The 22,759-nt window shown below is 49.7% G+C and carries 19 protein-coding genes and 1 tRNA gene; 4 read left to right on the forward strand and 16 right to left on the reverse strand.

All coding sequences use genetic code 11. The features are described 5' to 3' along the window. Window positions 1-8: 8 nt before the first annotated feature. The 16 genes from QWI17_RS04375 to QWI17_RS04450 all read right to left on the reverse strand — a co-directional run bounded on the left by QWI17_RS04375 (window position 9) and on the right by QWI17_RS04450 (window position 20,046). Window positions 9-2,051, reverse strand: a complete 2,043-nt coding sequence (locus QWI17_RS04375; RefSeq protein WP_302721288.1) for a flagellin N-terminal helical domain-containing protein — start codon at window positions 2,049-2,051, stop codon at window positions 9-11. Between the two features lie 329 nt (window positions 2,052-2,380). Then, window positions 2,381-4,429, reverse strand: coding sequence for a flagellin N-terminal helical domain-containing protein (locus QWI17_RS04380; RefSeq protein WP_302721289.1), 2,049 nt, complete (start codon window positions 4,427-4,429; stop codon window positions 2,381-2,383). 139 nt (window positions 4,430-4,568) lie between these two features. Continuing rightward, a complete protein-coding gene (locus tag QWI17_RS04385) occupies window positions 4,569-4,892 on the reverse strand; it encodes a hypothetical protein (protein ID WP_302721290.1) in 324 nt (107 codons plus the stop codon). Window positions 4,893-4,897: 5 nt separating this feature from the next. Continuing rightward, the gene (gene flgL, locus QWI17_RS04390) at window positions 4,898-6,514 is read right to left on the reverse strand and encodes a flagellar hook-associated protein FlgL (protein ID WP_302721291.1); all 1,617 of its coding nucleotides are present in this window, start codon (window positions 6,512-6,514) and stop codon (window positions 4,898-4,900) included. Between the two features lie 29 nt (window positions 6,515-6,543). After that, the gene (gene flgK, locus QWI17_RS04395) at window positions 6,544-9,285 is read right to left on the reverse strand and encodes a flagellar hook-associated protein FlgK (protein ID WP_302721292.1); all 2,742 of its coding nucleotides are present in this window, start codon (window positions 9,283-9,285) and stop codon (window positions 6,544-6,546) included. After that, entirely contained in the window at window positions 9,285-10,217 is a 933-nt protein-coding gene (gene flgJ / locus QWI17_RS04400) for a flagellar assembly peptidoglycan hydrolase FlgJ (RefSeq protein WP_302721293.1), read from the reverse strand. Before flgJ ends, flgK begins: the two co-directional genes overlap by 1 nt. Continuing rightward, window positions 10,217-11,314, reverse strand: coding sequence for a flagellar basal body P-ring protein FlgI (locus QWI17_RS04405; protein ID WP_370659579.1), 1,098 nt, complete (start codon window positions 11,312-11,314; stop codon window positions 10,217-10,219). The genes flgJ and QWI17_RS04405 overlap by 1 nt, the downstream gene beginning before the upstream one ends. Before the next feature lie 9 nt (window positions 11,315-11,323). Continuing rightward, a complete protein-coding gene (gene flgH, locus QWI17_RS04410) occupies window positions 11,324-12,004 on the reverse strand; it encodes a flagellar basal body L-ring protein FlgH (protein ID WP_302721295.1) in 681 nt (226 codons plus the stop codon). A 12-nt stretch (window positions 12,005-12,016) separates the two neighbouring features. Then, window positions 12,017-12,802, reverse strand: a complete 786-nt coding sequence (gene flgG, locus QWI17_RS04415) for a flagellar basal-body rod protein FlgG (protein ID WP_302721296.1) — start codon at window positions 12,800-12,802, stop codon at window positions 12,017-12,019. Window positions 12,803-12,829: 27 nt separating this feature from the next. Further along, window positions 12,830-13,573 (reverse strand): flagellar basal-body rod protein FlgF, encoded by a 744-nt coding sequence (gene flgF / locus QWI17_RS04420; RefSeq protein ID WP_302721297.1) that lies wholly within the window; start codon window positions 13,571-13,573, stop codon window positions 12,830-12,832. Window positions 13,574-13,828: 255 nt separating this feature from the next. Next, window positions 13,829-16,183, reverse strand: a complete 2,355-nt coding sequence (locus QWI17_RS04425) for a flagellar hook-basal body complex protein (RefSeq protein WP_302721298.1) — start codon at window positions 16,181-16,183, stop codon at window positions 13,829-13,831. A gap of 122 nt (window positions 16,184-16,305) precedes the next feature. Continuing rightward, entirely contained in the window at window positions 16,306-17,022 is a 717-nt protein-coding gene (locus QWI17_RS04430) for a flagellar hook assembly protein FlgD (RefSeq protein WP_302721299.1), read from the reverse strand. A 10-nt stretch (window positions 17,023-17,032) separates the two neighbouring features. Further along, window positions 17,033-17,479, reverse strand: a complete 447-nt coding sequence (gene flgC, locus QWI17_RS04435) for a flagellar basal body rod protein FlgC (protein ID WP_302721300.1) — start codon at window positions 17,477-17,479, stop codon at window positions 17,033-17,035. Between the two features lie 11 nt (window positions 17,480-17,490). Continuing rightward, complete coding sequence (gene flgB, locus QWI17_RS04440) at window positions 17,491-17,889, reverse strand: flagellar basal body rod protein FlgB (protein ID WP_302721301.1); 399 nt, start codon at window positions 17,887-17,889, stop codon at window positions 17,491-17,493. Window positions 17,890-18,149: 260 nt separating this feature from the next. Further along, window positions 18,150-19,007, reverse strand: coding sequence for a CheR family methyltransferase (locus tag QWI17_RS04445; RefSeq protein ID WP_302721302.1), 858 nt, complete (start codon window positions 19,005-19,007; stop codon window positions 18,150-18,152). 76 nt (window positions 19,008-19,083) lie between these two features. Continuing rightward, the gene (locus QWI17_RS04450) at window positions 19,084-20,046 is read right to left on the reverse strand and encodes a chemotaxis protein CheV (protein ID WP_302721303.1); all 963 of its coding nucleotides are present in this window, start codon (window positions 20,044-20,046) and stop codon (window positions 19,084-19,086) included. A gap of 265 nt (window positions 20,047-20,311) precedes the next feature. Between QWI17_RS04450 and flgA the strand changes: the two genes are divergently transcribed. The 4 genes from flgA (at window position 20,312) to QWI17_RS04470 (ending at window position 22,745) form a co-directional block, all read left to right on the forward strand. Next, window positions 20,312-21,043: a flagellar basal body P-ring formation chaperone FlgA gene (gene flgA, locus QWI17_RS04455; RefSeq protein ID WP_302721304.1), complete on the forward strand. Its 732-nt coding sequence runs from the start codon at window positions 20,312-20,314 to the stop codon at window positions 21,041-21,043. Between the two features lie 418 nt (window positions 21,044-21,461). Then, window positions 21,462-21,776, forward strand: a complete 315-nt coding sequence (gene flgM, locus QWI17_RS04460) for a flagellar biosynthesis anti-sigma factor FlgM (protein WP_302721305.1) — start codon at window positions 21,462-21,464, stop codon at window positions 21,774-21,776. 73 nt (window positions 21,777-21,849) lie between these two features. Next, the gene (locus QWI17_RS04465) at window positions 21,850-22,326 is read left to right on the forward strand and encodes a flagella synthesis protein FlgN (protein WP_302721306.1); all 477 of its coding nucleotides are present in this window, start codon (window positions 21,850-21,852) and stop codon (window positions 22,324-22,326) included. 342 nt (window positions 22,327-22,668) lie between these two features. Beyond that, a tRNA-Arg gene (locus tag QWI17_RS04470) sits at window positions 22,669-22,745 on the forward strand. Window positions 22,746-22,759 lie beyond the last annotated feature (14 nt).

The following is a 22,759-nucleotide window of genomic DNA, read 5'->3' on the forward strand; positions in this document are numbered from 1 at the left end:
CCCCTCACTTACTGCAGCAGTGACAGTACTTGCTGAGGACGGGCATTCGCCTGTGCCAGCATGGCTGTCGCCGCTTGTTGCAGTACCTGAGCCCGACTCAGGTTGGCCGTTTCCGCCGCGAAGTCCGCATCGGTAATCCGTGAACGAGCAGCAGACGTTTTCTCTGATACGTTGGACAGGTTAGATACGGTGAAGTCCAGGCGGTTGTTCACCGCACCCAACTGAGCGCGCGTATCGTTAATGGTGGTCAACGCATTGTCGATTACACCGATGGCTTTCTGTGCGTTTGCTGCCGTATCGATACTGATGGAGGTAATCGCCGTTCCGAAAGAGCCTTCAGCAGTGGAGTTAGACTCCAGGATACCGATATCAGCGGCTACGGCATCATCACCCAACTCAACACTGATGGGATTGCCGCTAGCCGAAGTCAACTTAATACCACCGTTAACCACATCACCGGTAACGACGTCCGCTGCAGTACCGTCTTGCGATCTGGTCAAGTCAGCAATGTTAGTGCCGTCGCCTAGACCTGTCGATACTGTACCAGCAGCACCATCGCTGAAAGTGATAGAAGCGACACTGCCCTCCAGAACCACGCGAGTACCCAGAAGGCTCGCGCTTACACCGGTGCTGTCACTTTCAGCATTGAAAGCATCAACGATATCCGCAGTGCTTGTAACGGCGGTCAAATCGATGGACGTACCATTCATTTCAAATGTTGTTGCTAGCGCCGTTACATCAACACCATCGAAATCCAAAGTAGCCGAAGAGAAGGCCTCAGCGGTCACACCGGTTTCGTCCTGCACAGCGTTAATTGCATCTACCTTACCTGACAGGGAATCTGTGTCGTCGTTATCAATCTGCACACCATTGATAGTGACGTCACCTACGCCCCAAGCGTTAGTGGGCGCGGCTATACCAACGCCCTCAATTGAGCCGGGCGATGTATTCTCACGGAAACCCAAATCTTCCAGCTGTGCCAAAGTACCGGTTGAGCCGCGGGTAACAGTGATCGGATCGTTGTTATCAGCGGTAAGTACCAATTGTGCTTGCGAGGTAGAACCATCCAAAGAAGTACCCGACGCATTCGCAGTATCGGCAAAAGCCAGAGACGCTACGTCGTTGCCGGATACAGTCAGTTCACCATCGTCATTGATGTCGGCGCTGATCAAACCACCGCCTTCCGCGTTAAGCTTATCAGCGAGCTCCTGTAACGACTGGGTGTCGGCAACCTGAATAGTGGTTGTGCTGCCATCCAGTTTACCAATGGTTACTTCAAAGACCTCAGCACCTTCCAAAACACCGTCACCGACGTCGGTAGAGGAGCCCTGAGCATACGTGCTTGCCGTTACACCGTTTACATTGTCGTTGATGTAAGTAATAAGGTCTTCGGCGTTGTCAGCCGCACCGTCGAAGGTCTCTGTGCCCTTCACGATAGACTGACCGTTGATCAAAACATCGTTCTCACCCAGCTCCAACGCACCGGTCAATGAAGCCAATGCTGACTCAGCGCCCAACATATCGACACTGACAGAGCCCATACCCAAGGTCTTGGCGTCCATTGCCTGAACTTCCAGGCTAATGGTTTCATTGGCCTGTGAACCCACTTGCAAGTCAACCTTGCCCAGTGACCCGTCCAGCAGTTTTTGACCGTTAAAAGAGGTGGTGTCCGCAATACGATCGAGCTCAGAAACCAGCTGTTTCACCTCGGCGTCTAGCGTGGCGCGGTCGGCGTCAGAGTAGATGCCGTTGGCAGACTGAATGGACAGTTCGCGCATGCGCTGCAAAATATTGGTGGACTCCTGCAGGGCACCCTCTGCGGTTTGAATCATCGACACACCATCGTTGGCGTTTCGAACGGCTTGATCCAGCCCACGGATTTGTGAGGTCATACGGTTGGAAATTGCCAGACCGGCGGCGTCATCTTTGGCTGAGTTAATGCGTTGGCCAGATGAGAGACGCTCGGTGGCACGATCGAGCTGCGAGCCTGAGTTCATCAGCTGGCGCTGTGAGTTCAGGGAGGCAACGTTAGTGTTAATTACTAGAGCCATGAGTATTCTCCTAAGTGTTGTTCCTGTTCACAGTCTTGCCAGCTGTGACCAGCCGATAGATGAAGCCTGAAAAAGTGTTGCAGGACTTCTGTGTAGGTTATCGGTCGATAACTTAGGAGCTTTAGGAAAAAATAATGTTTTTTTAAAATGATGCCATAAAGTGATATTTTCCTTATTAATCAATATGTTAACTAGACATACAAACAATACTTCAAGACACAAATTGTACAAATTTGCTCTATTTTTCGCTTTTTATATTTCATACAGGAATAACGGAGGTAATTTCTTACCTCCGTGACGATTAGCCTAGCCGTAAATTTCGCCTGCAGTTACTGAATCAAGGAAAGTACCTGCTGAGGCCTGGAATTGGCCTGCGCAAGCATAGCGGTCGCCGCCTGCTGAAGAACTTGTGCACGACTTAGATTCGCGGTTTCTGCCGCGAAGTCAGCATCGGTGATACGGGATCTGGCCGCCGAAGTCTTTTCAGAAACATTGGATAAATTGGAGATAGTAAAATCCAGCCGGTTGTTAACTGCGCCCAACTGCGCCCTCGTATCGTTAATCGTAGTTAGCGCGTTATCGATTACGCCTATTGCCTTCTGCGCATTGGCAGCGGTATCAATACTAATTGATGTAATGGCACTACCAAAACTCCCCTCTGCCATACTGTTACTGTCCAATAAACCAACGAAACTTTCTATCGCTGGATCGACATTGAGACTGATGGGCCCGCCATTTCGCGACTCAAGTTTCAAGCCACCATTGACGACTTCTCCATCGGCCACATCAATTGCTACCTGATCATAATCCTGCGATTTAACCAGCTGAGCGATGTTAGTACCATCACCCATGCCCGTGGCAACATTGCCTGCGGCGCCGTCACTGAAGGTAATTGACGCTGCCGCACCGCTCAACACGACCCGGGTACCTAATAACCTAGCTTGCACCCCCGTTTGGTCGGTAGCCGCATTAAATGCATCTACAATTTCATTTGTACTGGTTACAGCGGTCAAATCTAAGGAGACACCATTCATTTCAAATGTCGTAGCAAGTGCCGTCACATCCACACCGTCAAAATCCAATGTGGCGGAGACAAAAGCTTGCGCCTGCACACCTGTTTGCTCGGAAACAGCATTGATAGCATCGACTTTTCCAATCAAAGAATCGACATTATCATTATCAATATCAACCCCATTGATCGAAAAATCACCTTGCTGCCAGACTTGACTAGGATCATCTAATCCAACCCCTTGAATCGTTCCACTATCAACTGTCTCAAAGTAACCAAACCAGCTCAATTGCTCCAGCGTGCCAACCGATCCACGGGTTACACTTATCGGGTCGCCACTGTCCGAGCTTAAAACGAGTTGCATTTCCTGATTCTGACCATCCATAGACGTCCCGGATGCATTGGATGTATCTGCAATATCAAAAGAAGCGACGTCGATGGCTGATATACGCAACTTGCCGTCGTCAGTCACACCCGCATCAAGAAGTCCTCCGCTTTCTGTACTCAGCTTACTGGCGAGCGCTTGCAGCGAGTCGGTATCGGTTACCTGAATGGTCGTAACACTATTATCCAGCTTAGTAATTTGCACAGAAAACACGTCCCCATTTTCAAGGACGCCGGTACCGGAGTCATCAGATACTGCTTCGGTGTAGGAAGAGGCAGATACACCACTAACATTATCGTTAATGTAATTAAGCAAGTCACCATAGGTATCCCCGTCTGCCAGATCAAACGATTCAGTACCCCGAACAACTGATTGACCATTAATAAGAATCTGGTTTTCCGTCAGGGCGGCTGCGCCAGTAAATTGGCCAATTTGCGCTTCACGCCCCATTAAATCGGCACTTAGCGACCCCATCCCTAAGGTTTTTGCGTCCATAGCCTGAACTTCCATAGAAATAGTTTCATTCGCCTGGGACCCAACCTGTAGATCCACACCCCCCAGACTACCATCGAGCAATTTCTGGCCGTTAAAGGACGTTGTTTCTGCAATACGATCCAACTCTGATATTAGCTGTTGAACTTCTGCATCCAGAGTTGCCCTATCGGCATCTGAGTAAATACCATTTGCCGACTGAATTGAAAGCTCGCGCATTCGCTGCAAGATATTAGTCGTCTCTTGCAGCGCGCCCTCTGCTGTCTGAATCATGGAAATCCCGTCGTTCGCATTTCGAACGGCCTGATCTAAACCCCTAATTTGAGAGGTCATGCGATTCGATATTGCCAGACCTGCGGCATCGTCTTTCGCCGAGTTAATTCTCTGCCCAGAAGATAACCGTTCGGTTGCACGATCCAATGCTGCACCGGAGTTCATTAATTGGCGCTGGGAGTTTAGCGCTGCAACATTTGTATTAATTACCAAAGCCATTTTGCATATCCCTTATTCAAAATAATAAGTGGTGCGAACAGTCGGCAAGCTACATATTTGCCCTTCGCTTCAACAAAATAGTTATCGGTATAATTAGAGAATTCTTGAGAGGAAAACAATAATTTTTGAAATGTATTAACTACTTTTTATAGGCGCTAATAGCCTTCTTAGCTTTTGCATACTCCCCCATATGAAATTTAACATCTGCCATAGTTTTAGCTGCATAGCCTTGCAAATATTGACTGAATTTTTTAGCACCGCGCACTTTCTCCTCGACCAACAAAGACTCTTCCGGAGTCAATCCTTTGAAGTTAACATCCAAAGACTGAAGCAGCTCTTCTCTGGACAAAACAACTTCACGAAATTCGGACCAACGATCAGTCTTAGCAAGTTCAACTATTTTCTCTTCCATCTCTTCAGCCTGATTTAGAAGATCAAATAATGCTTCCAACTCCAAAGCCATTAGAATCAACTCAAGAAGTTAAACAAAGAGAGGTTGCTCACCTTAATAAAACTCTGCTGTGACGCCGACAACACAAAGCTTTCAATCTCCAGCCGGGTCGCGGCTTCAGCATAATCCAAATCTCTAAGGTCAGAAAGCACAGTCTCTGTATAAAGCTTATTGTCTGCATTTAGCTCTTTGGCGCTTTCCAATGTATTCAAGCGAGCACCGACTTCACCCTGAACAATAGACAAATTGGTAACCGCGTTATCAAGATTGGTTATGGTTTTTGCAACAACATCCTCAAGGTGATCGCGACTTTGCTGGGATCCGTCAAACTCTTTCATGGCTTGACTAAAACGTGACAGCGACGTGAGCAAGCCCTGCTTTTGAGTGGAATTTACGGTGAAGCTATCGCCCGCCTCTCCAACCACCCCGTCGACCGATGTTGTACCGACTCCTGTGGTCGCAAAACCCATAACACTGTCTGTATTTGCATCGCCATAGGCAACCGTAACGTTCCAACCTCCTGCAACGCTAAAACCTGTTGCATCTACGTTTATCCCAAGCGATGACAACTTTGCCGCGTTCTGCGACGCTCCGCTATTGGCAACCGTGTTCGCAGTAGCCGTTAAGGCATTGGCCAAATCAGCCGCATTGGTTACATTTTGATCCAAAACAAGTGTTTCCGTGCGACCACCTACCGTAATGTTCACCTCAGAGGCAGCGGCGGAAAAGTCCACGGGCGCGCCAAATGTGAATGGCAAGGTTGCAGGTGTACTTGCCTGTCCTGGATAGGCCGCACCGAAAATATTGAACTTAGCCCCCGCCACCTCAATTTCACCACCATCGACATAACGTTCATTGGCAAGAAGGACCTTGCCAGATGTACGTTCAAGCACAGTAAAATTTGACGCTGGCGGGTTGGTGTCTGAGGGGTTATTAAACCTTATGACCAAGTCATCAGGGTACAGCTCGTCAAACAACTCCTGATCTACTACTTCACCCACGCTGATACGTGCGGGAGGATTGGCCTCGTTACTTGCACTAGCCTCGGTATAAAACGTGTTGTGACTGCTTTCAACATCAACAAATATACGCTTACCCGAATCGCTCACCGGAACAGTGACACTATCGGATGCATTCAGACGAAGTTGACCTTCATCTCCATGATAGCTGTAGTTTCCACCACCATCAGCTTCAAAAGGTTTTGTCGCACCTTGGTAACCTGCAAAAATATACTGGCCTGATGCGTTGCGAGTATTTTGTAAATTCAATAACTCATCGATACGGCTATCGGCTTCGGCAATAATTGCTTTGTAGTCGTCAGTGGTGAGCACCGCAGTATTACCAGCACTTACCGCTAACTCTTGCATTCTCTGAACAAGGTTGGTGATACTTTTAAGCGCCACCTCTTCAAGGTTGAGATTATTCTCAGCAATATCAATATTCTTGCTAAATTGCTCGGTGCGAGCGACCTCTTGCGTCAGCTGCAATATTTGGGTGGCAGCCACGGGATCATCGGCCGGTGACAGTACCCGCTTACCCGTTGCGATTTGCTCCTGAGTTTTTGTTACCGCACTCTGGGCATTCGCCATGCCGATATTAGCAATATTGAAAATTTGAGATGTCGATACACGCATGGTGTTTACCTTGTAATTACCTCACTGCATTACACTGAGTTTAGCAGCGTATCAAAAATGTCTCTAGCGACTGAAATAACCCGGGCGTTGGCGTTATAGACCTGTTCAAACTTAATCAAGTTTGCCGCCTCTTCGTCCAGGTTAACACCCGATATACTGTCACGTAAGGTTTGCGATTGTTGCAGCAAATCCTGCCCTGCACTGGTATTGATGCGCGACAAGCTGCTTTTGGTCCCTACAGCTTCGACTAAGCGACCATACGCTTCAGAGAAGCTTAACGTCTCCCCTTCTACAGTTCCAAACGTTTCAAGATCTGCAAATCGTAATGCGTTGCGATTGTCATTGGTAGCATCTGTATTGAAATCTATAGTAAAGGTATCACCCGCTTCGGGCTGCCCCTGCAGCTTTACCTGAAAACCGAGATAAGCCGATTGCGCGAAATTCGTAGCACTGCTATCACCCAATATTTGACTGTCTGTAGGCCCGGTGGCCAAGCTAACACCATCTGCCATTGTGATGTCGATCCGTCCACCTACTGTTACTGCGCTTTGATTACCGACACCCGCGCCACTGAGTATGACGCTAGGGTTTCCCGTTGAATCATTAACCGCCAATGAATCGGCCGCCGACGCCCCCTCCAGTCGGATGTCGAGATTCACGCCTGTATCGGCGACCAGTCGGATTTCTGCTCGGCCGGTGTTCGCATTAGCGCCACTAACCGCCGTAATTCCCTGTGCGGCCAAGGCATCATTGCTGTTAATTTGCTCGGCAATAAAGTCGTAAAACTCTATCGTGCCGTTGGCAGGTTCCGGTACGGAGCTTGCGATGCCCGAACCGTTATAAGGAATGATTGCCTGTCCATTCACGGTTAACTGGAGTGGCGCCGTAAAGCTATCGACATTAAAGTCTGTCAATGTCGCAGTAGTAAAGGCGTTAGCCGACACACCCGGTACAGCGCTAATCATCGCCGCAGTCTGTGCGGCGGATCCGTTTGGTGCAGTCACCAACGCTTGCGAACTCGACGCACCCGTCTCCGGATCTACTGTAGTGAAGGTATACTGCTCGACTGGGTAGCCATTAGCTGCCGCCGGGTCATTCACCAGCAATGCACTGGCAAGGGCACCGGCCGGCAACCCAGTGCGAGCACCATCACCGTTGACTAAGGTCGCACCGGAGTCCTCACTAAACACAGAGTTTTCCATGCCAGGAATAAACTCCAAATGCTGCATGGGTGGGTCAAGCGGTACGGGATTAGCCGGATCAGAATTATCCAGTACTTCATAGGTAGTCGACGAAGTAAAGCGAATAACTAAAGGTGGGGACAGTTCGCCTGGATTTGAAAAAATGGGCAAACGATCGCCAACTGCATCAAACACTTGCAGAACTTCGCCGGCGCTAATCTCGCCCGTGCCGGAGTTACCTATATCTGAGCCCGTGCGAACAGGAGATGCTAGCGCCAAATCTTCGGGGCGAGTTAATAAAGCCTCAATATCTCTTGCCGCGTTAGCCGTAGGCTTAATCGTAAAAGTATCGCCGCCCTGAAAGGTGCCTGCTTCAAAAGTGAGTACCAAACCATCAAAGGTGATTTCAGACGGCATAGATCCTGGCAGAATGCCTTGGGTAACAACCGTGTCGTCCTCCAAACGAGTAACAACATAATTATTTGAACCCGCTGGGATCTTCAAAGAATAGTCACTGGTGGTTAACTGGCTGACATCGTCAAACGTCAACGATAACACTCGATTAGATGGGGGCGGATTGTCTCCGTGCTCTATTCTACCCCGAGCGAGACTAGGCTGATTAATATCGCCAAAAATGTCCTGTCCGTAGTCGCCATCTAAGTCGAGACCTTGTTGTTGCAGCCGATTAAACTCATCAGCCAGGACAATAGCGACCCTCCCCAGTTCATTCATTGACGGATGCAGTACATCATCCCGGAAACTAAGCAGGCCACCGAGCTTTCCGCCGGTTATTTGCTCGGTCACATTGGCTTGCTGAACACTATTGGCAAGACGAATTTGACCAAACCTATCAACATCGAAAGAGGAGACAGTAGACCCCACCACCAGAGGTTGGCCGCTGCCGATAAACACGTTCACTTCACCACCGGTCACCGGAACGACCTGTACCGACACCAACTCCGACAATTGCCGCAATGCTTCATCGCGCTTATCAAGCAAATCATTGGGCTCACCATTCGCGCCGCCCGAAAGTTCACTGATTTTACGGTTCATCTGCGCCACAGATTCTGCAATCGTGGTAATTTGTTGGGTAACCGTATCTAGCTCAGAATTGATCGCTGTTTCTATACCCGCCAAACGATCGTGCAAATTATTAAAACGAACACTAAGACTTTCAGCTTCATCCAGAAAAAGTTGCCGAGCCGGAGTTGAAGACGGATCATCAGCGGCATTTTGAATGGACGCAAAAAAATTCTGTAAGCCGCTGGCTAAACCAGTATTCACATCAGCGAACAGTCTATCAATTTTACCAATGTTAACATCATAAGTTTGTAACTGATTGTAAGCGGCGGTATCCAGACGCAGCTGGCCGGTGACAAATTGATCAACAATACGTTCAATGGAAGTCGTTGTAACGCCACTGCCGATAAACCCCGCCTGACCGATCCTTTGCTCTGGCCGGGTACCATATTCAACTTGCTGACGGCTATATCCATCGGTATTCGCATTCGAGATATTGTGACCAGCAGTGCGCAATGCATTTTGGCTAGCTTGCAAACCAGAAATTGCATTGGATAAGATGCCAGACATTAGCTATTACCTCCGGCGAATACGGAGCCAAGATTATTGCGATCGATAATCGACAGAATTTTTTCGGCATACACGGGGTCTGTCGCATATCCAGCCTGCTGCAGACCACGCACAAAGCCCTCCACATCTTTTCCTGCCTTTATTGCGTCAGCATAGCGTGGATTCTTTAACAGTTCGACATAGTCAGAAAAACTTTCAAACAGCGAACGGTACTGCTTAAACTCTGCATTGACTGGCTCTTTAACACCATCAATGAACTCAGAGGTGGCAACCTCTATTGAGTCTCCTTGCCAACCACCGGTTGTCTTAATATTGAACAGATTATTTGAGCTAACACCGTTCGGATCTTTTAAGACATATTGCCCCCAGCCTGTTTCTAATGCGGCTTGTGCCACCAATGCCGTCGGGTTGACGCCAAGCTTACTGGCTGCCCACTGAGCATAAGGCTTTATTTGATCAATAAACTGGCTCACTTTCTCAGCAGAACCTTCTTCATCGCTATTGGTCGATTGTACACTTGCCGTATCCGCTTTTTGTATGGGCAGCTCTATGCTCTTTTTCTGTTCGGTACTTTCCGCGCTTGGGCTGTCGAAGTGGTCGCCATAGCTTTGCAGCATTTGTTGATACATAGCATCAGCCAAACCGAGACCTCGCCCTTTGGTTAGTTCTAACGAGAGCTGTTGATCCAACATTTGCTGATAGAAATCGGACTCAGAAGACTTCATATAATTGCCCTCTGAAAAGACGTCACTTGCTGCGCGCATACTTTTCATCATTTGTTGCACAAACAGTGATTCAAACTGTCGAGCCATTTCTCGCAAAGCGGCGGGGTTATCTTTACGCCCCATACTTCTAACAGATTCCAAACCTCTACTGTCTAGAAAGGTATCCTGTACCATGGCGCCGGCTTCTGTGCTGCCCAAAGTGTTCATCAAATCACCATTAAATCTGCCTTGAGTGCGCCCGACTGCTTTAACGCCTCAAGGATGGCCATCAGGTCGGCCGGTGAAGCCCCAACATCATTAATACTTCTGACAATGTCTTCTAAGGTTGCTCCCGGCGAAAATTTGAACATCGGGTTCAACTCCTCCTCAATATCCACTTCAGAATTTGGCGTAACAACCGTTTCGCCCCTACCAAATGGATTGGGCTGGCTAACGTCGTAATCTTCGGATATTGAAACGGTTAAGCTGCCGTGGGTGATCGCAACAGGGGAAACACGAACGTGCTCGCCAACGACTATGGTTCCGGTACGTGAATTAATCACTACACGGGCGGGTTCATCTCCGGGCTGCACTTCAATATTCTCCAAAAGTGCCAAAAAGTCGACCCGATGCGCAGGGTTAACCGGTGCTGTCACGCGAACGGAAACAGCATCCATTGGCATCGCCACCTCAGGCCCAAGCATGTCATTAATTGCTTTGGCAACACGGTTAGAGGTCGTGAAATCCGGGTGGTGAAGGTTGAATACTATAGGCTGGCCATTCGCGAAATTGTTGGGAACCACTCGTTCGACAAACGCACCGCCCGGAATGCGACCTACACTGGGTATATTCACTGTGATACTGGACCCATCGCTACCCTGCGCGCCAAACCCGCCTACGACCAGGCTACCTTGCGCTACTGCATACGTGTTGCCGTCAATACCCTTGAGTTCAGACATCAACAAACTGCCACCGCGTAAACTTTTGGCATTGCTGACAGAGTTGACGGTAACATCAAGCTTTTGCCCAGGCTTTGCAAATGCCGGAAGCTCTGCCTGAATCATAACTGCGGCGACGTTTTTCATTTGCATACGCGTACCCTCTGGCAGCGTAATACCAAACTGTTTGAGCATGTTGTTGAAGGACTGGGTTGTGAAAGGGCTCTGCGTGGTTTGGTCACCTGTACCATCTAAACCTACCACCAAGCCATAGCCGATCAATTGGTTGGGACGAACACCTGCAACCTCGGCAATATCCTTAATGCGCTCTGCAAAAACACCGGGTGCTAGCAGTACAAACACGATCACTGCAATGATTTTTTTCACAGTCATCTCCTAGAAAGGCCAATAGGCGCTATTGAAAAACTTTGATAACCAACCCATATTCTGCGAGCTGGCAAGCTCGCCGGTTCCACTGTATGAGATTTGTGCGTTGGCAAGACGCGTAGAAGGAACAGTGTTCTGCGGGCTGATATCCTCTGACCTCAGTATTCCGCTAACACGTATAAACTCATCACCGCGGTTGAGTGTCATCCATTTTTCGCCCCGTACAACCAGGTTACCGTTAGGCATAACATCAGCGACGGTCACCGCTATGCTACCTGTTAGACTGTTACTTTGATCTGCCCCGCTGTCACCTGCAAAATCACGATCCTGGCTAACACTGGTATCAAACGGAGAGCCATCTAACGTTGGCGACATGCCAAATATGGTCCCCGCAGGCAAGCTTGTGGAACTTTCTTTTGTTACATTCACACCCGCGCTTTTGCTCGACACCGTTCGCTCGCTTAGAACGATGGTAATAATGTCACCCACATTTCTTGCCTTGGCATCGGTAAACAGGGTCATCCCCTGCTTCGACTGAAACAGTGAACCACTGGTATTGATAGGCTCCTTAGCCCGGGATGTTGACACCGGTGCGTAGTAGGGGTCACCTGGTTGCGGGCGAGGACCAGTTGCGCACCCAACCAAGAACATCAAGAAAAAGATTACACCAATAGTTGTTAACCGTTTCATGTTAGCCACTCGCTATAAAGTCTGCGTAATGTACTGCAGCATTTGGTCAGCGGTTGATACCACCTTCGAATTAAGCTCGTAGGCGCGCTGAGTGGTGATCATATCGACCATCTCCTCAACAATTTCTACGTTAGAGTTTTCTAACATTCCCTGTTGCACACTGCCTAAACCGTTTTGCGCTGGCGCACCAATAAGTGGATTGCCGCTGGCAACAGACTCCACGAAAAGATTGCCGCCGATTGCCTGCAGACCGGCAGGATTGACGAAATCAGCCAACTGAATATCACCTAACTGCTGTGGTTCTACCTCACCTTCAATAAACGCATTGACAACACCGTCGGTACTTATGGTGACCTTACTGGTACTCTCAGGGACGTTGATTGCAGGCTCAATTAAAAAGCCATCTGCGTTCGTCAACTCACCTTCACCATTAATTTGTAGCTGTCCGTTACGGGTATATGCCAAGGTTCCGTCCGGGCGCAAAACCTGTAGAAAACCGCGGCCGTTAATCGCGATGTCCAGTGCCTGATCGGTCACTTTTAAGCTCCCTTCGGTAAACTGTTTTGTCGTGCCCACCACCCGCACCCCGGTACCTAGTTGGAGGCCCGACGGTAGCTCGTTGTCCTGAGTGGTTTGGGCGCCCGGCTGGCGCTGAGTTTGATACAACAAATCCTCAAAAGTCACCGAATCCCGCTTAAATCCGACCGTCCCCACATTAGCCAAATTATTTGAAATAGTGGTCAGTTGCTTATCCTGAGCCGTCAGGCCTGTCTTACTGACATAGAGTGCTGCGTGCATGTTCGTTTCCTCCTAAAGCCGGAAGGCTTAACTCATTCGCAATAGACTGGATGAGCTTTCCGAGTTCTGCTCAACCGACTTCATTAGTTTTATTTGCATTTCGTATTGACGCGATAAAGTCAAAATATCTGTAAAGGCATCAACGGCATTGACGTTGCTGCCTTCTAGGGCACCGCTGGTTACCTGAACATTCGCATCAGCCGGCAGCACCGCCTGCTCACGATCACGAAAAAGCCCATCGGGCGACTTCTCAAGGTTACCCAGCTCTGGCAAAACCAACTTGATTCGGTCAATCGCCACAAGAGTTTCCGGGCCCTCTCCTTGCGCGACAATTGACACCGTGCCATCACTGCCAATCGCCACTTTTTCGATTGGAGGCAAGGCTATCGGGCCGTTATTGCCCATAACCGCCAGGCCATTCCCGGTACGTAAAATACCGTTGGTATCAAGTTGAAAATCTCCGGCGCGGGTATACGCCTCAGAGCCATCCTTACTTTGCACCGCAAAAAAACCGTCGCCATTGATCGCCACATCCAGATCGCGATCTGTAACGTTTATTGGCCCCTTTTCGAAATCAGTTGCCGGTGACTCTGTCAGTGCATAGGCGCGAGTGGGTTGTCCGTCGCCGTAGTAAACCCCCATTGCCCGAGCCTGCGCAAAGTCGGCGCGAAAACCTGTGGTGTTCACATTGGCCATATTATTGGCGTGATTCGCCTGAGCCATCATGTTGTGCTTGGCTCCGGTCATTGCCAGATAAAGGGCTTTATCCATGATTCACTCCGCTAGTTTTCTGTCACTTTGACGAAAAATGTATCTGCTGACTGAGCTATTGCAATGGCTGTGCCAAACGGCGAAACGTTAGCGAAAATGAGAATTTTTCTATAAATATCATGACCTTACTGTAAATCTGCAAGCGAGCCGTAAGAGTCAGAAAACACGACAAGAAATGGATTTAGAGGGAGTACCTGAGAACAGCGCATAAAAGCGGCAAACAACTACCGTTGTTTGCCGCTTTTATGCTTGCGATCAGCGAAGGTTAATGATGGTCTGGGTTGTCTGATTAGCCGTTTCAATGGTTTTGGCGCTGGCCTGGAAGTTGCGCTGAGCAACAATCAAGTTTACCAACTGCTCGGACAAATCCACATTGGACTCTTCCAGTGCACCCGAATTAATGGCTCCGAGTGACGCGGTGCCAGGGGTGCCAATAACGGCCTCACCCGTGTCCGAGGTCTGCGCCCACATGGTATTTCCCACAGGTTTAAGCGCTTCGACGTTATTGAAATTCGCCAGAGCGACCTGCCCCAATGCCTGAGCCTCACCGTTGGTAAAACGAGCAAAGATCACTCCACTGTCGCTGACATCTAAGCCCGCGAGGCGTCCTGTGGTATACCCATTTTGGTCCAATTGTTCGACACCAAATTCAGCACCAAATTGAGTGGAGCCACTCAGGTCAATTAGAAAGTTGGAGCTTGAGGGTGGCTCAACCACTGGAATTACACCGCCTTGTAGCACGTTAAGAGGCCCAAGGGAGCCGGTTTCATTGCCGCTTTCATCCCGTGGGGTCCAGTTAGACACCAACATAGAATCAGTCAAAGAGCGATTGAGGCTGCCGTCCTCGTTGAAGTGCACGTTGTAGGACGCCTGGGTGGGTAAGGTATTTTCTGGCGATGGCAATGTGGGATCGGGATCACCCACGTCCTGACCATCAATTTGTACAAACATCAACCAGTGATTGGGGGATGTTGAACCATCGGCCGGATCATAGGGCTGCTTAACAAAATACTGAGTCATCACATGCGGATTACCTAAGCTGTCGTAAACCGTCGCCGAGGTTGCATGGTTGTATGTTGCCTGATCATTGGGATCAAATGAATTGATGGGTACATCGGTGAAACTAGCCGCCGTTAGGGGCGCGAATAAGTTACCCACCGCGGGTACACTATCGGCAACAACATAACCCTCTTCCATGATAATGGAAACTTCACCGCCAACAACGAGCCCGTCGTTAATTGCCGACAAATTCTGTACGCCGGTACCGCTTCGGCCAATCACATCGATAACGCCAGCGGTGGGGTTGATATCACCATCAAAGGCAAAACTAAGATCAGTGCCCACATTTGATGTAATGACCAGGTCGCCGGCAATGTTTACTTCAGCCGTAACACCCGGCAACGTTGACGTAGAAAGCGCATTGATCTCGCTGGCAAGATTCGCAACCGTATTTGACGCCATGACCACGCCATTGATCGTTAAATTGCCGTTGGTGTTGTCTAAAGTGCCTGACTGCACTGTTGCAACGGTTGTCGCCGATGCCGTGATGCCGGCCAGGGAGTTAAGCTCAGATGCCGTTTGCGCGGCTGACGCGCCGTCATCGGATGTAAAAGATACAGAGCCACCATTGGGACCTTCGATTTCTATAGTCTGCGCCAGGTATCCGTTATCTACTGCCGGCACACCCGCTGTAGATGCGGGCGCCGCACCTAATGCCGTTGACAGACCATTAGCGCCTGTCACGTTGGCAACAGCGATCGAGCTAGGAACCCCCTCATTGATATCCCGCAACTCTAGATTGCCGCCGCTGGCGACTGCCTGAACGTTAATCGGGGTGGCACTGCTAAAAATAGCGCTGTTTATCAGGTTGGCAACATCTTGTACCGAGTTTGCGGTCGACGAATCAAGCACGAGACTCAGGGTGCCATTGCCTGAGGCTGGTACTGAGCCCGACAGGGTCAAATCAAATGTGGTAGGGTTAGCGCCAAAATCAATCGGTACCGCAACTGCACCTAAATTAGTCGTCGTAATCGTTGCATCACTAATTCCCACTTGGGCGACCCCGATGGCGGAGCCATCTGTCGCAAAGCTAGTACCGATTGACTCCAGTACATCCTGATTGGCGTTCAAGTTAAGCGTAGCGGCTACATTCGTCGTTTGGCGCGGGGCTTGAGTGCTTACATCAACCTGCAAATCACTTAAGATCCCACTGATATTACCGTCCTCGTCTGCCTCATAGCCCTGCAGATTGATGCCGGTATTAGTGACAATGTAACCGTCGCTATCGAGCCCAAATGCACCAGAGCGAGTGTAGAGTTGCTCGCCTTCATCGCTCACCACAAAAAAGCCGGCACCATTGACAGCCAGGTCCAATTGACTGTCGGTAAAGTTCAGGTTGCCCTGACCAAATTGCTGGCGAATCTTTAACAGGTTTACACCGCTACCGGGGGTATTGGAACCACTGCCCAGCAGGGAGCTGGCATAGACATCGCCGAATTCCACCCGCGAGGTTTTGAAGCCTGTGGTACTGGCGTTTGCGATGTTATTGCCTGTTACCTCGAGATCGGTATTGGCGGCTCTGATACCGCTAAGCGCAATATTAAATGGCATGGTCCGTTTCTCCTTTAGAAACTAGCCGCTTGGCATATGAGGGCAAATTTAAACTGTCTGAAGACAAAATCATGCGACTGTTGAATCGCAGTAGCCTGTATGTCAGATAGAGTAAACACACCCTAGTTAAACTGGGTGACTTCGCTGATATCGACAGCGCCGACACCGGCAAGGTTAAGCGTGATGGAACCATCGTTGCCGAGAGTCACGCTGTTTACGTTAGCACCGAGCGAGGTTTGCAATTGCTCGGCTTCGCCATCAACCATGGCATTTACTTCGAACCGGTACTCGCCAGGTGGAAATGGTTCCTCGCCGGTACTCCAATCGATGAGCTCACCATCGACTTCCATAAATTGGCCATCCCAGCGGAACACCATTTCGCCAGCGCTGCGTCCGCCCAACGGGACATTACCGATGAGTGATCCACTTTGGTCATAAATGCTGATTTCTGTTGCGGAACTCGACTGTTCAAAATTCACCGAACCCGCAACGATACCGCCATTCATTAATAATGTGGTGTCGGTAGGGACGGCCACCGAGCGGCCCACCAAAGACGATGCTTGCAGGGCCTGATTAGACATAAAATTACCGTTGAAACTTTCAAATTGCTCATTAAGGCGCTCTAATCCTTCAACGGAACTGAACTGGGCTAACTGAGCAATAAATTCGGTATTGTCCTGTGGGCTAAGAGGATCCTGATTGTTCATTTGGGTAATCATCAGCTCGAGAAAGGCCGACTGACCAAGCTCATTACTCTGTTGTTCCGGTTGCTTGTTGGCAATACTGAGGTTGCCAAGAATATTGGCTGCAGCATTGCCCTCATTGGATACCTGTGTCACGGCCGGCTCCTTACTGTCCCAGGGTCAAAACACGTTGCGCCATTTGCTTGGCCGCATTCATCACCTCTACGTTGACCTGAAAAGATCGAGAGGCAGAAATCATATTGGTCATTTCTTCAACTACGTTGACGTTCGGGTAAAATACATATCCCTCTTCATTTGCCAAAGGGTGCTCGGGCTCGTAACGCTGTTCATAAGGCGCATCGCTTTCCACCACACCCAATACGGTTACACCGGCACTGGCGTCGCGATCAGCGCCATCAATCGCTGAGAAAGCGCCACCATTCATCATATCTTTTGCCACCGCGGCAAATACCGGCTGGCGCGAGCGATATACATCACCGGCACTTGAGCTCGCAGACTGGGCATTGGCAAGGTTGCTTGCTGTCGTGTTCAGGCGCAGGCTTTGTGCGTTCATGCCGGAGCCGGCAACATCGAAAATTGTATTGAGACCCATGAGAATATCCCCTACTGTCCGGTCAGAGCCTTACTCAGGCCTTTGAACTTTTTATTTAGCATCATGAAGCTGGTTTGAAATTCCAGTGCATTTTTCATGAACTCAGCGTGCTCCACCTGATCTTCCACGGTATTTCCGTCAATCGATGGTTGATGTGGCGTGCGGTAGGCTAATGAGTGCGCAGACGCGTCGGCGCCGAATGCGTTCATATGCGCATTGGCAGTTTTGGCCATTGCAAAAGGTTGCGACTTCGAAGCTTCGGCCAGTGCGCCACTGAAATCAAAGTCGCGGGCCTTGAATCCGGGAGTGTCGGCATTCGCTAAATTGTTGGCCAGCACTTCAGCGCGCTGAGAGCGCAGCTTTAGAGCGGGTTCAAATACGCCCAGTGCCTGATCAAATGAAATTGCCATGTCTGCCTCGTTACGTTGGTTACAAATGCAATAAAGCATAGGCTGTGCCAACACGACAATGAAATTGTATGTGACTGTATTTATTAGACTTTTACTAGAGGAGCGTACAGAGACGCCAGAGCAAGAAAGGTTAAAAATAAAAAAGGCGGCAAGGCATTACCGCTCTTGCCGCCTTTGTTTAGAGTCGCTATTTCTAGCAGCAACTGTGTTCAGATCGGGGGAGCCATATAAGCCCATCATCATCTAGAACACAGTTGCGGCTAGATCGCCCGATAGAGGATTCCTGGCTCGCAACGGACCATTTCAAACAAATTAGACGCAGGGCCCACACCTTCCGATGAGCCAAGAAAGAGTACCCCCCCGGGTTTGAGGCTGGCATGAATTTTCTGCAAAATTTTAAGCTTTAAATCTGCGTTGAAGTAAATAAGAACATTGCGACAGAAAACAATATCGAATCTCCCTAACGCCGCATACGAGTCCATTAAGTTCAATGGGCGAAACTCCACTCGCTCACGCAAGGGGGCCTTAACGCGCCAGTTGTTTTCATCCACCGTCTCAAAGAACTGTTCCCGGCGCTCTGCCGACAAGCCTCGCATAACAGACAGGCGGTCATAAGTACCTTTGCGGGCCTGATCCAGCACAATAGACGACAAATCAGTTGAAATGATTTGTACAGGCCTTGCTAGAGACCCCATAGCCTTACGCTTATATTCCTCGGCCACCATGCTTAACGAATACGGCTCCTGACCCGACGAACAGGCGGCTGACCAAATGCGGACGGGACCATACATTTTATTGGCCGGTGCCATTAAGTCAGGCAAGAGTACGTTTTTCAGGTATTCAAAAGGGTAACCGTCACGAAACCAAAAGGTTTCATTGGTCGTCATCACGTCGATTACCTGATCGCGAAGACGACGATTAGTGTTGCTTTTGAGCGCCTTCACCAATTCGGTAAAGCTTTGCAGGTTGTACTCTTCCAGCAGGCGACGCACTCGGTTTGCCACTAAATACTGTTTGTTTTCGCCTAGCGCGATACCACAGGCATCTTTAAGAAAATCCCGAAATTGGTCGAACTCTGCCTGTTCCAGAGTGTGTACAGATTTTAAATGGCTACTCATAGCGATCCTTAAAAGGCATATTCACCAATACAACTTACTTTAAGTAAGCAGCCTAACTCATTGAACGAAAACATTTTTAATCATTTCCGCCCTGTTCCTGCAACAGGTCTTCACCAGTGATCGCCAACACCCGATCGTTTACTCGCTTGGCTAGTTCATCTGGGTGAAATTTCGCCAAGAAATCATCAGCCCCGACCTTCTTAACCATGGCAGCGTTAAAAACGCCGGAAAGCGATGTGTGCAGAACGATAAACATATTTTTTAACTGCGGATGTGCACGAACCTCAGCGGTAAAGGTGTAGCCGTCCATCTCAGGCATTTCAATATCGGAGATGATCATGATGAGCTCATCATAGGGGTTCTTGCCCTCCTCCAGCATACCGTGGACGTACTCGAGCGCCTCCCGACCATCTTTTTTCAACGTGGTGGCGATCCCCATGGATTCGACCACGCGCTGAATTTGCTTGCGGGCGATTGTGGAGTCATCGACGATCAAAATGTGTCGCTTGACAACACGCTCACTTAAACCGTCTTCGACGACTCCCGCGCTGATGGTTTCATTCACGGGCGACACTTCGGCGAGAATTTTTTCCACATCCACAATCTCCACCAGGCGGTTCTCGACCTCAGTAACCGCGGTAAGGTAATGCTCTTTACCTGCGCCCATGGGTGGCGGGTGTATGTCGCCCCAATTCATGTTGACGATGCGCTCTACCGCACGGACCAGAAACCCCTGCAACGTGCGGTTGTATTCGGTAATAATGACAAAGCAGTTTTCAATATCCTCGAGGGGGCTACGCCCGATGGCTTGATTCATATCCATGATGGGGATTGTGCCCCCGCGAATATGAGCCACACCTCTGACCACTCCGCTACGCCCGGGTATCTCATTGAGTTTAGGGCACTGCAATACTTCTTTAACTTTGAAAACATTAATACCGTATATTTGTTGCCCCTTGAGCTTAAACAGCAGAAGTTCTAATCTGTTTTGACCCACCAGCTGCGTGCGTTGGTTCACGCTGTCGAGTACACCGGCCATAGTCTTGCCTCAGTTATTCTTTACATCAAACCCTAACAAAGCCTCAGGCTGTTTGCCTACACCCAAGGCACGGTCTTTGCAGTAATTCCGTTACACGTTAATAACGGCTAAATTTTGACACTCTTTAGTTAAACTCCATCAAATTTGACAATTTGTACATGGATTGAACGTAAATTGAGCCAAGCCTGCCGATGCTTTCCAGAATGAAGCATATCGGCTATCGGTACAACGTCAAATGCCGCTCTGTTTATAGGATAGGACAACTATGCACCGTGTACGTACTTTTTGTGCCAAATCCTGCCAGCTCGGCTTGTTATTGCTTGGCTCATTGGCTATTTATGCCTGCGACGTCGCAGCCTCGGCAAACGCACAGGATCTTGAATATTTGCGCCAGTCGGTAAGGACTCATCTTCTTACTCACTACGAAAACCAGTATGAAACCGTAGAAATTGAGGTGAACAGACTCGACCCACGACTCCGCTTAGAGGACTGCAAAGACCAATTGGCCTTCAGCATTCGCGATCTATCAAACAACGGCGGCGCGGTAAGCGTTAAGACTGAGTGTCGCTCGCACTCCCCCTGGACTGTCTATATAGGCGCCCAAATCAAGGTGTTTGAAGAGGTTGTGGTGGCACGCAGGGCCCTCAGCCGAGGTGATATTATTCAACCAAGCGATCTGACCCACAAGAAAATGAACAGTTCAGAGCTGCGCAATGGCTACTTCCTCGACGTCCAGGCAGCGCTTGGCAAGGAAGTCAGGCGCAACCTGGATGCCGGCGAAATCATGCGCGACGGTGTGCTCAATATCCCGTTGGCCATAAACCGTGGCGATATCATCACTCTCGCCTCCAGCAATGGCGCAATCACGGTAAATACCCGTGCCGAAGCGCTCAGTAACGGCCGTGTCGGTGAGCAAATTCGGGTGCGAAATCTAACGTCAGAACGGATTATTGTCGCAAATATTGTTAAATCTGGTGTCGTCGAGGTCAAATACTAGCAGGCTGTTGAAAACCCCATGCATGCTCAGCGTAGCGTGAAGCGTGCAGATGTTGTGTCTTGTCTCGACGGACAGGGTGGTTCCCTTTGCTAGAGGCAAGGCGCTGCAGATGTGCGCTTCAGGCAACGCCCTGCGGGACTTCCAGGCTGGCCCGCACTCGTCGTTTCCCTTTTTCGATGGGTGGACACACACCTTCAAAAGGCCGCCTAGATTACGAGCCTGCCTGAAAACCTGAGTACGCTTGGGGTTTTTCAACAGCCTGCTAGGGTCTATTGAGACTAATCAGTGAAAATTATTTTGTAATTTGAATTAAAGTAATAACATTTACGGCCGATAGCAGCTATGCGAGAGTTATACCCTTTCGCGATCTGGCAAGGGCACCAGGTTATTACGGACCTACATTAAGTTGGAAATAGATATGGCTATTGACACAAGTAACACCTACAAACCAGGCACTGCCACTACCGGCAGATCGACTGGTAATAACGCGCCTTCAGCCAAAGCTGATGGTAAAGGTTCAGCGCCGACGGGGGCCCAACCACCCACCGATGAGGTGGTTTTGAGCGCCGAGGCGCAAACATTGAACCGGCTACAAGAGGCCGTGGAAACGGCATCCGACGTCGACACGGATAAAGTCGCTCAAATTAAGCAGGCGATATCCGAAGGTCGCTTCCAAGTTAACGCCGAACGTCTTGCCGAAGCCATTCTCGCGCAAGAAGACCTGATCGGGTAAAGCACTTAGGCTGTCTCCAACTTCAGCCGCGCGCCCGATCTAACAACCCGTTTGACAACCATAGGTGCCCACTATGTCTGTAAATCCCACTCTCGTTGCACAAATGCTGAACAACGATATCGCGGCCGCCGAGGCTTTACTGGATTTGCTGCGGCAAGAGAACGAGCTCCTCAAAGAGCGCAAGCATCCGGAACTCGAAACCATTGTCAGCGCAAAATCTGAACACCTCAACACCCTCGATGCCCACGCTCGCGAACGCTCCGCACTGCTAAAAAGTTTGGGGCTTGCCAACGACAGTGACGGCTGGGTGCAATATATGCACAGTCAGCCACCATTAGTTGCACTCACAGAGCAGTGGACGCAATTGCAGGAACTCGTACATCAGTGCACATTGCAGAACGACAAAAATGGAAAATTGATTAATCGCTCGCAACAAACTCTCAATCGCTTGCTCGACTTAGTAAAAGGCAAGGGAGCGGGCGAGAACTTGTACAACGCGAAAGGAGCAACCACCAATCGTGCCGCCAGCGGCACCATGGTAAAAGCCTAGCAGGCTATTGAAAAAACCCAAGCGTACTCAGGCTTTCAGACTGGCTCGTAATCTAGGCGGCCTTTTGAAGGCGTGTCTCCACCCATCGAAAAGGGCAACGACGAGTTCGGACCAGTCTGAAAGCCCCGGAGGGCCTGGCCTAAAGCGCACATCTGCTGCGCCTTACCTCTAGCAAAGGGAACCACCCTGTCCGTCGAGACAAGACACAACACCTGCACGCTTCAGGCTACGCTGAGCATGCATGTTTTTTTCAACAGCCTGCCAGTCTAATTTTTACTTTAGCTTGGCATCCGTCGCCAAAGTTTCTACAATGTGCCTGTCGCTCAACTGGGGCGACTGTCAGCCCCGGTAGCTCAGCAGGATAGAGCAGCCGCCTCCTAAGCGGCAGGTCGGACGTTCGAATCGTCTCCGGGGCGCCATTGATTGAAATTCC

The sequence above is a fragment of the Gilvimarinus gilvus genome (assembly GCF_030518155.1).
GTDB lineage: Bacteria > Pseudomonadota > Gammaproteobacteria > Pseudomonadales > Cellvibrionaceae > Gilvimarinus > Gilvimarinus gilvus.

Bases quoted from the DNA above. Each gene is read 5' to 3' on its own strand.
- QWI17_RS04375 (WP_302721288.1), bottom strand. From the start codon at position 2,051: ATGGCTCTAGTAATTAACACTAACGTTGCCTCCCTGAACTCACAGCGC.
- QWI17_RS04380 (WP_302721289.1), bottom strand. From the start codon at position 4,429: ATGGCTTTGGTAATTAATACAAATGTTGCAGCGCTAAACTCCCAGCGC.
- QWI17_RS04385 (WP_302721290.1), bottom strand. From the start codon at position 4,892: ATGGCTTTGGAGTTGGAAGCATTATTTGATCTTCTAAATCAGGCTGAA.
- flgL (WP_302721291.1), bottom strand. From the start codon at position 6,514: ATGCGTGTATCGACATCTCAAATTTTCAATATTGCTAATATCGGCATG.
- flgK (WP_302721292.1), bottom strand. From the start codon at position 9,285: ATGTCTGGCATCTTATCCAATGCAATTTCTGGTTTGCAAGCTAGCCAA.
- flgJ (WP_302721293.1), bottom strand. From the start codon at position 10,217: ATGAACACTTTGGGCAGCACAGAAGCCGGCGCCATGGTACAGGATACC.
- flgH (WP_302721295.1), bottom strand. From the start codon at position 12,004: ATGAAACGGTTAACAACTATTGGTGTAATCTTTTTCTTGATGTTCTTG.
- flgG (WP_302721296.1), bottom strand. From the start codon at position 12,802: ATGCACGCAGCACTCTATGTCAGTAAGACAGGCCTGACGGCTCAGGAT.
- flgF (WP_302721297.1), bottom strand. From the start codon at position 13,573: ATGGATAAAGCCCTTTATCTGGCAATGACCGGAGCCAAGCACAACATG.
- QWI17_RS04425 (WP_302721298.1), bottom strand. From the start codon at position 16,183: ATGCCATTTAATATTGCGCTTAGCGGTATCAGAGCCGCCAATACCGAT.
- flgC (WP_302721300.1), bottom strand. From the start codon at position 17,479: ATGGGTCTCAATACAATTTTCGATGTTGCCGGCTCCGGCATGAACGCA.
- flgB (WP_302721301.1), bottom strand. From the start codon at position 17,889: ATGGCAATTTCATTTGATCAGGCACTGGGCGTATTTGAACCCGCTCTA.
- QWI17_RS04445 (WP_302721302.1), bottom strand. From the start codon at position 19,007: ATGAGTAGCCATTTAAAATCTGTACACACTCTGGAACAGGCAGAGTTC.
- QWI17_RS04450 (WP_302721303.1), bottom strand. From the start codon at position 20,046: ATGGCCGGTGTACTCGACAGCGTGAACCAACGCACGCAGCTGGTGGGT.
- flgA (WP_302721304.1), top strand. From the start codon at position 20,312: ATGCACCGTGTACGTACTTTTTGTGCCAAATCCTGCCAGCTCGGCTTG.
- flgM (WP_302721305.1), top strand. From the start codon at position 21,462: ATGGCTATTGACACAAGTAACACCTACAAACCAGGCACTGCCACTACC.
- QWI17_RS04465 (WP_302721306.1), top strand. From the start codon at position 21,850: ATGTCTGTAAATCCCACTCTCGTTGCACAAATGCTGAACAACGATATC.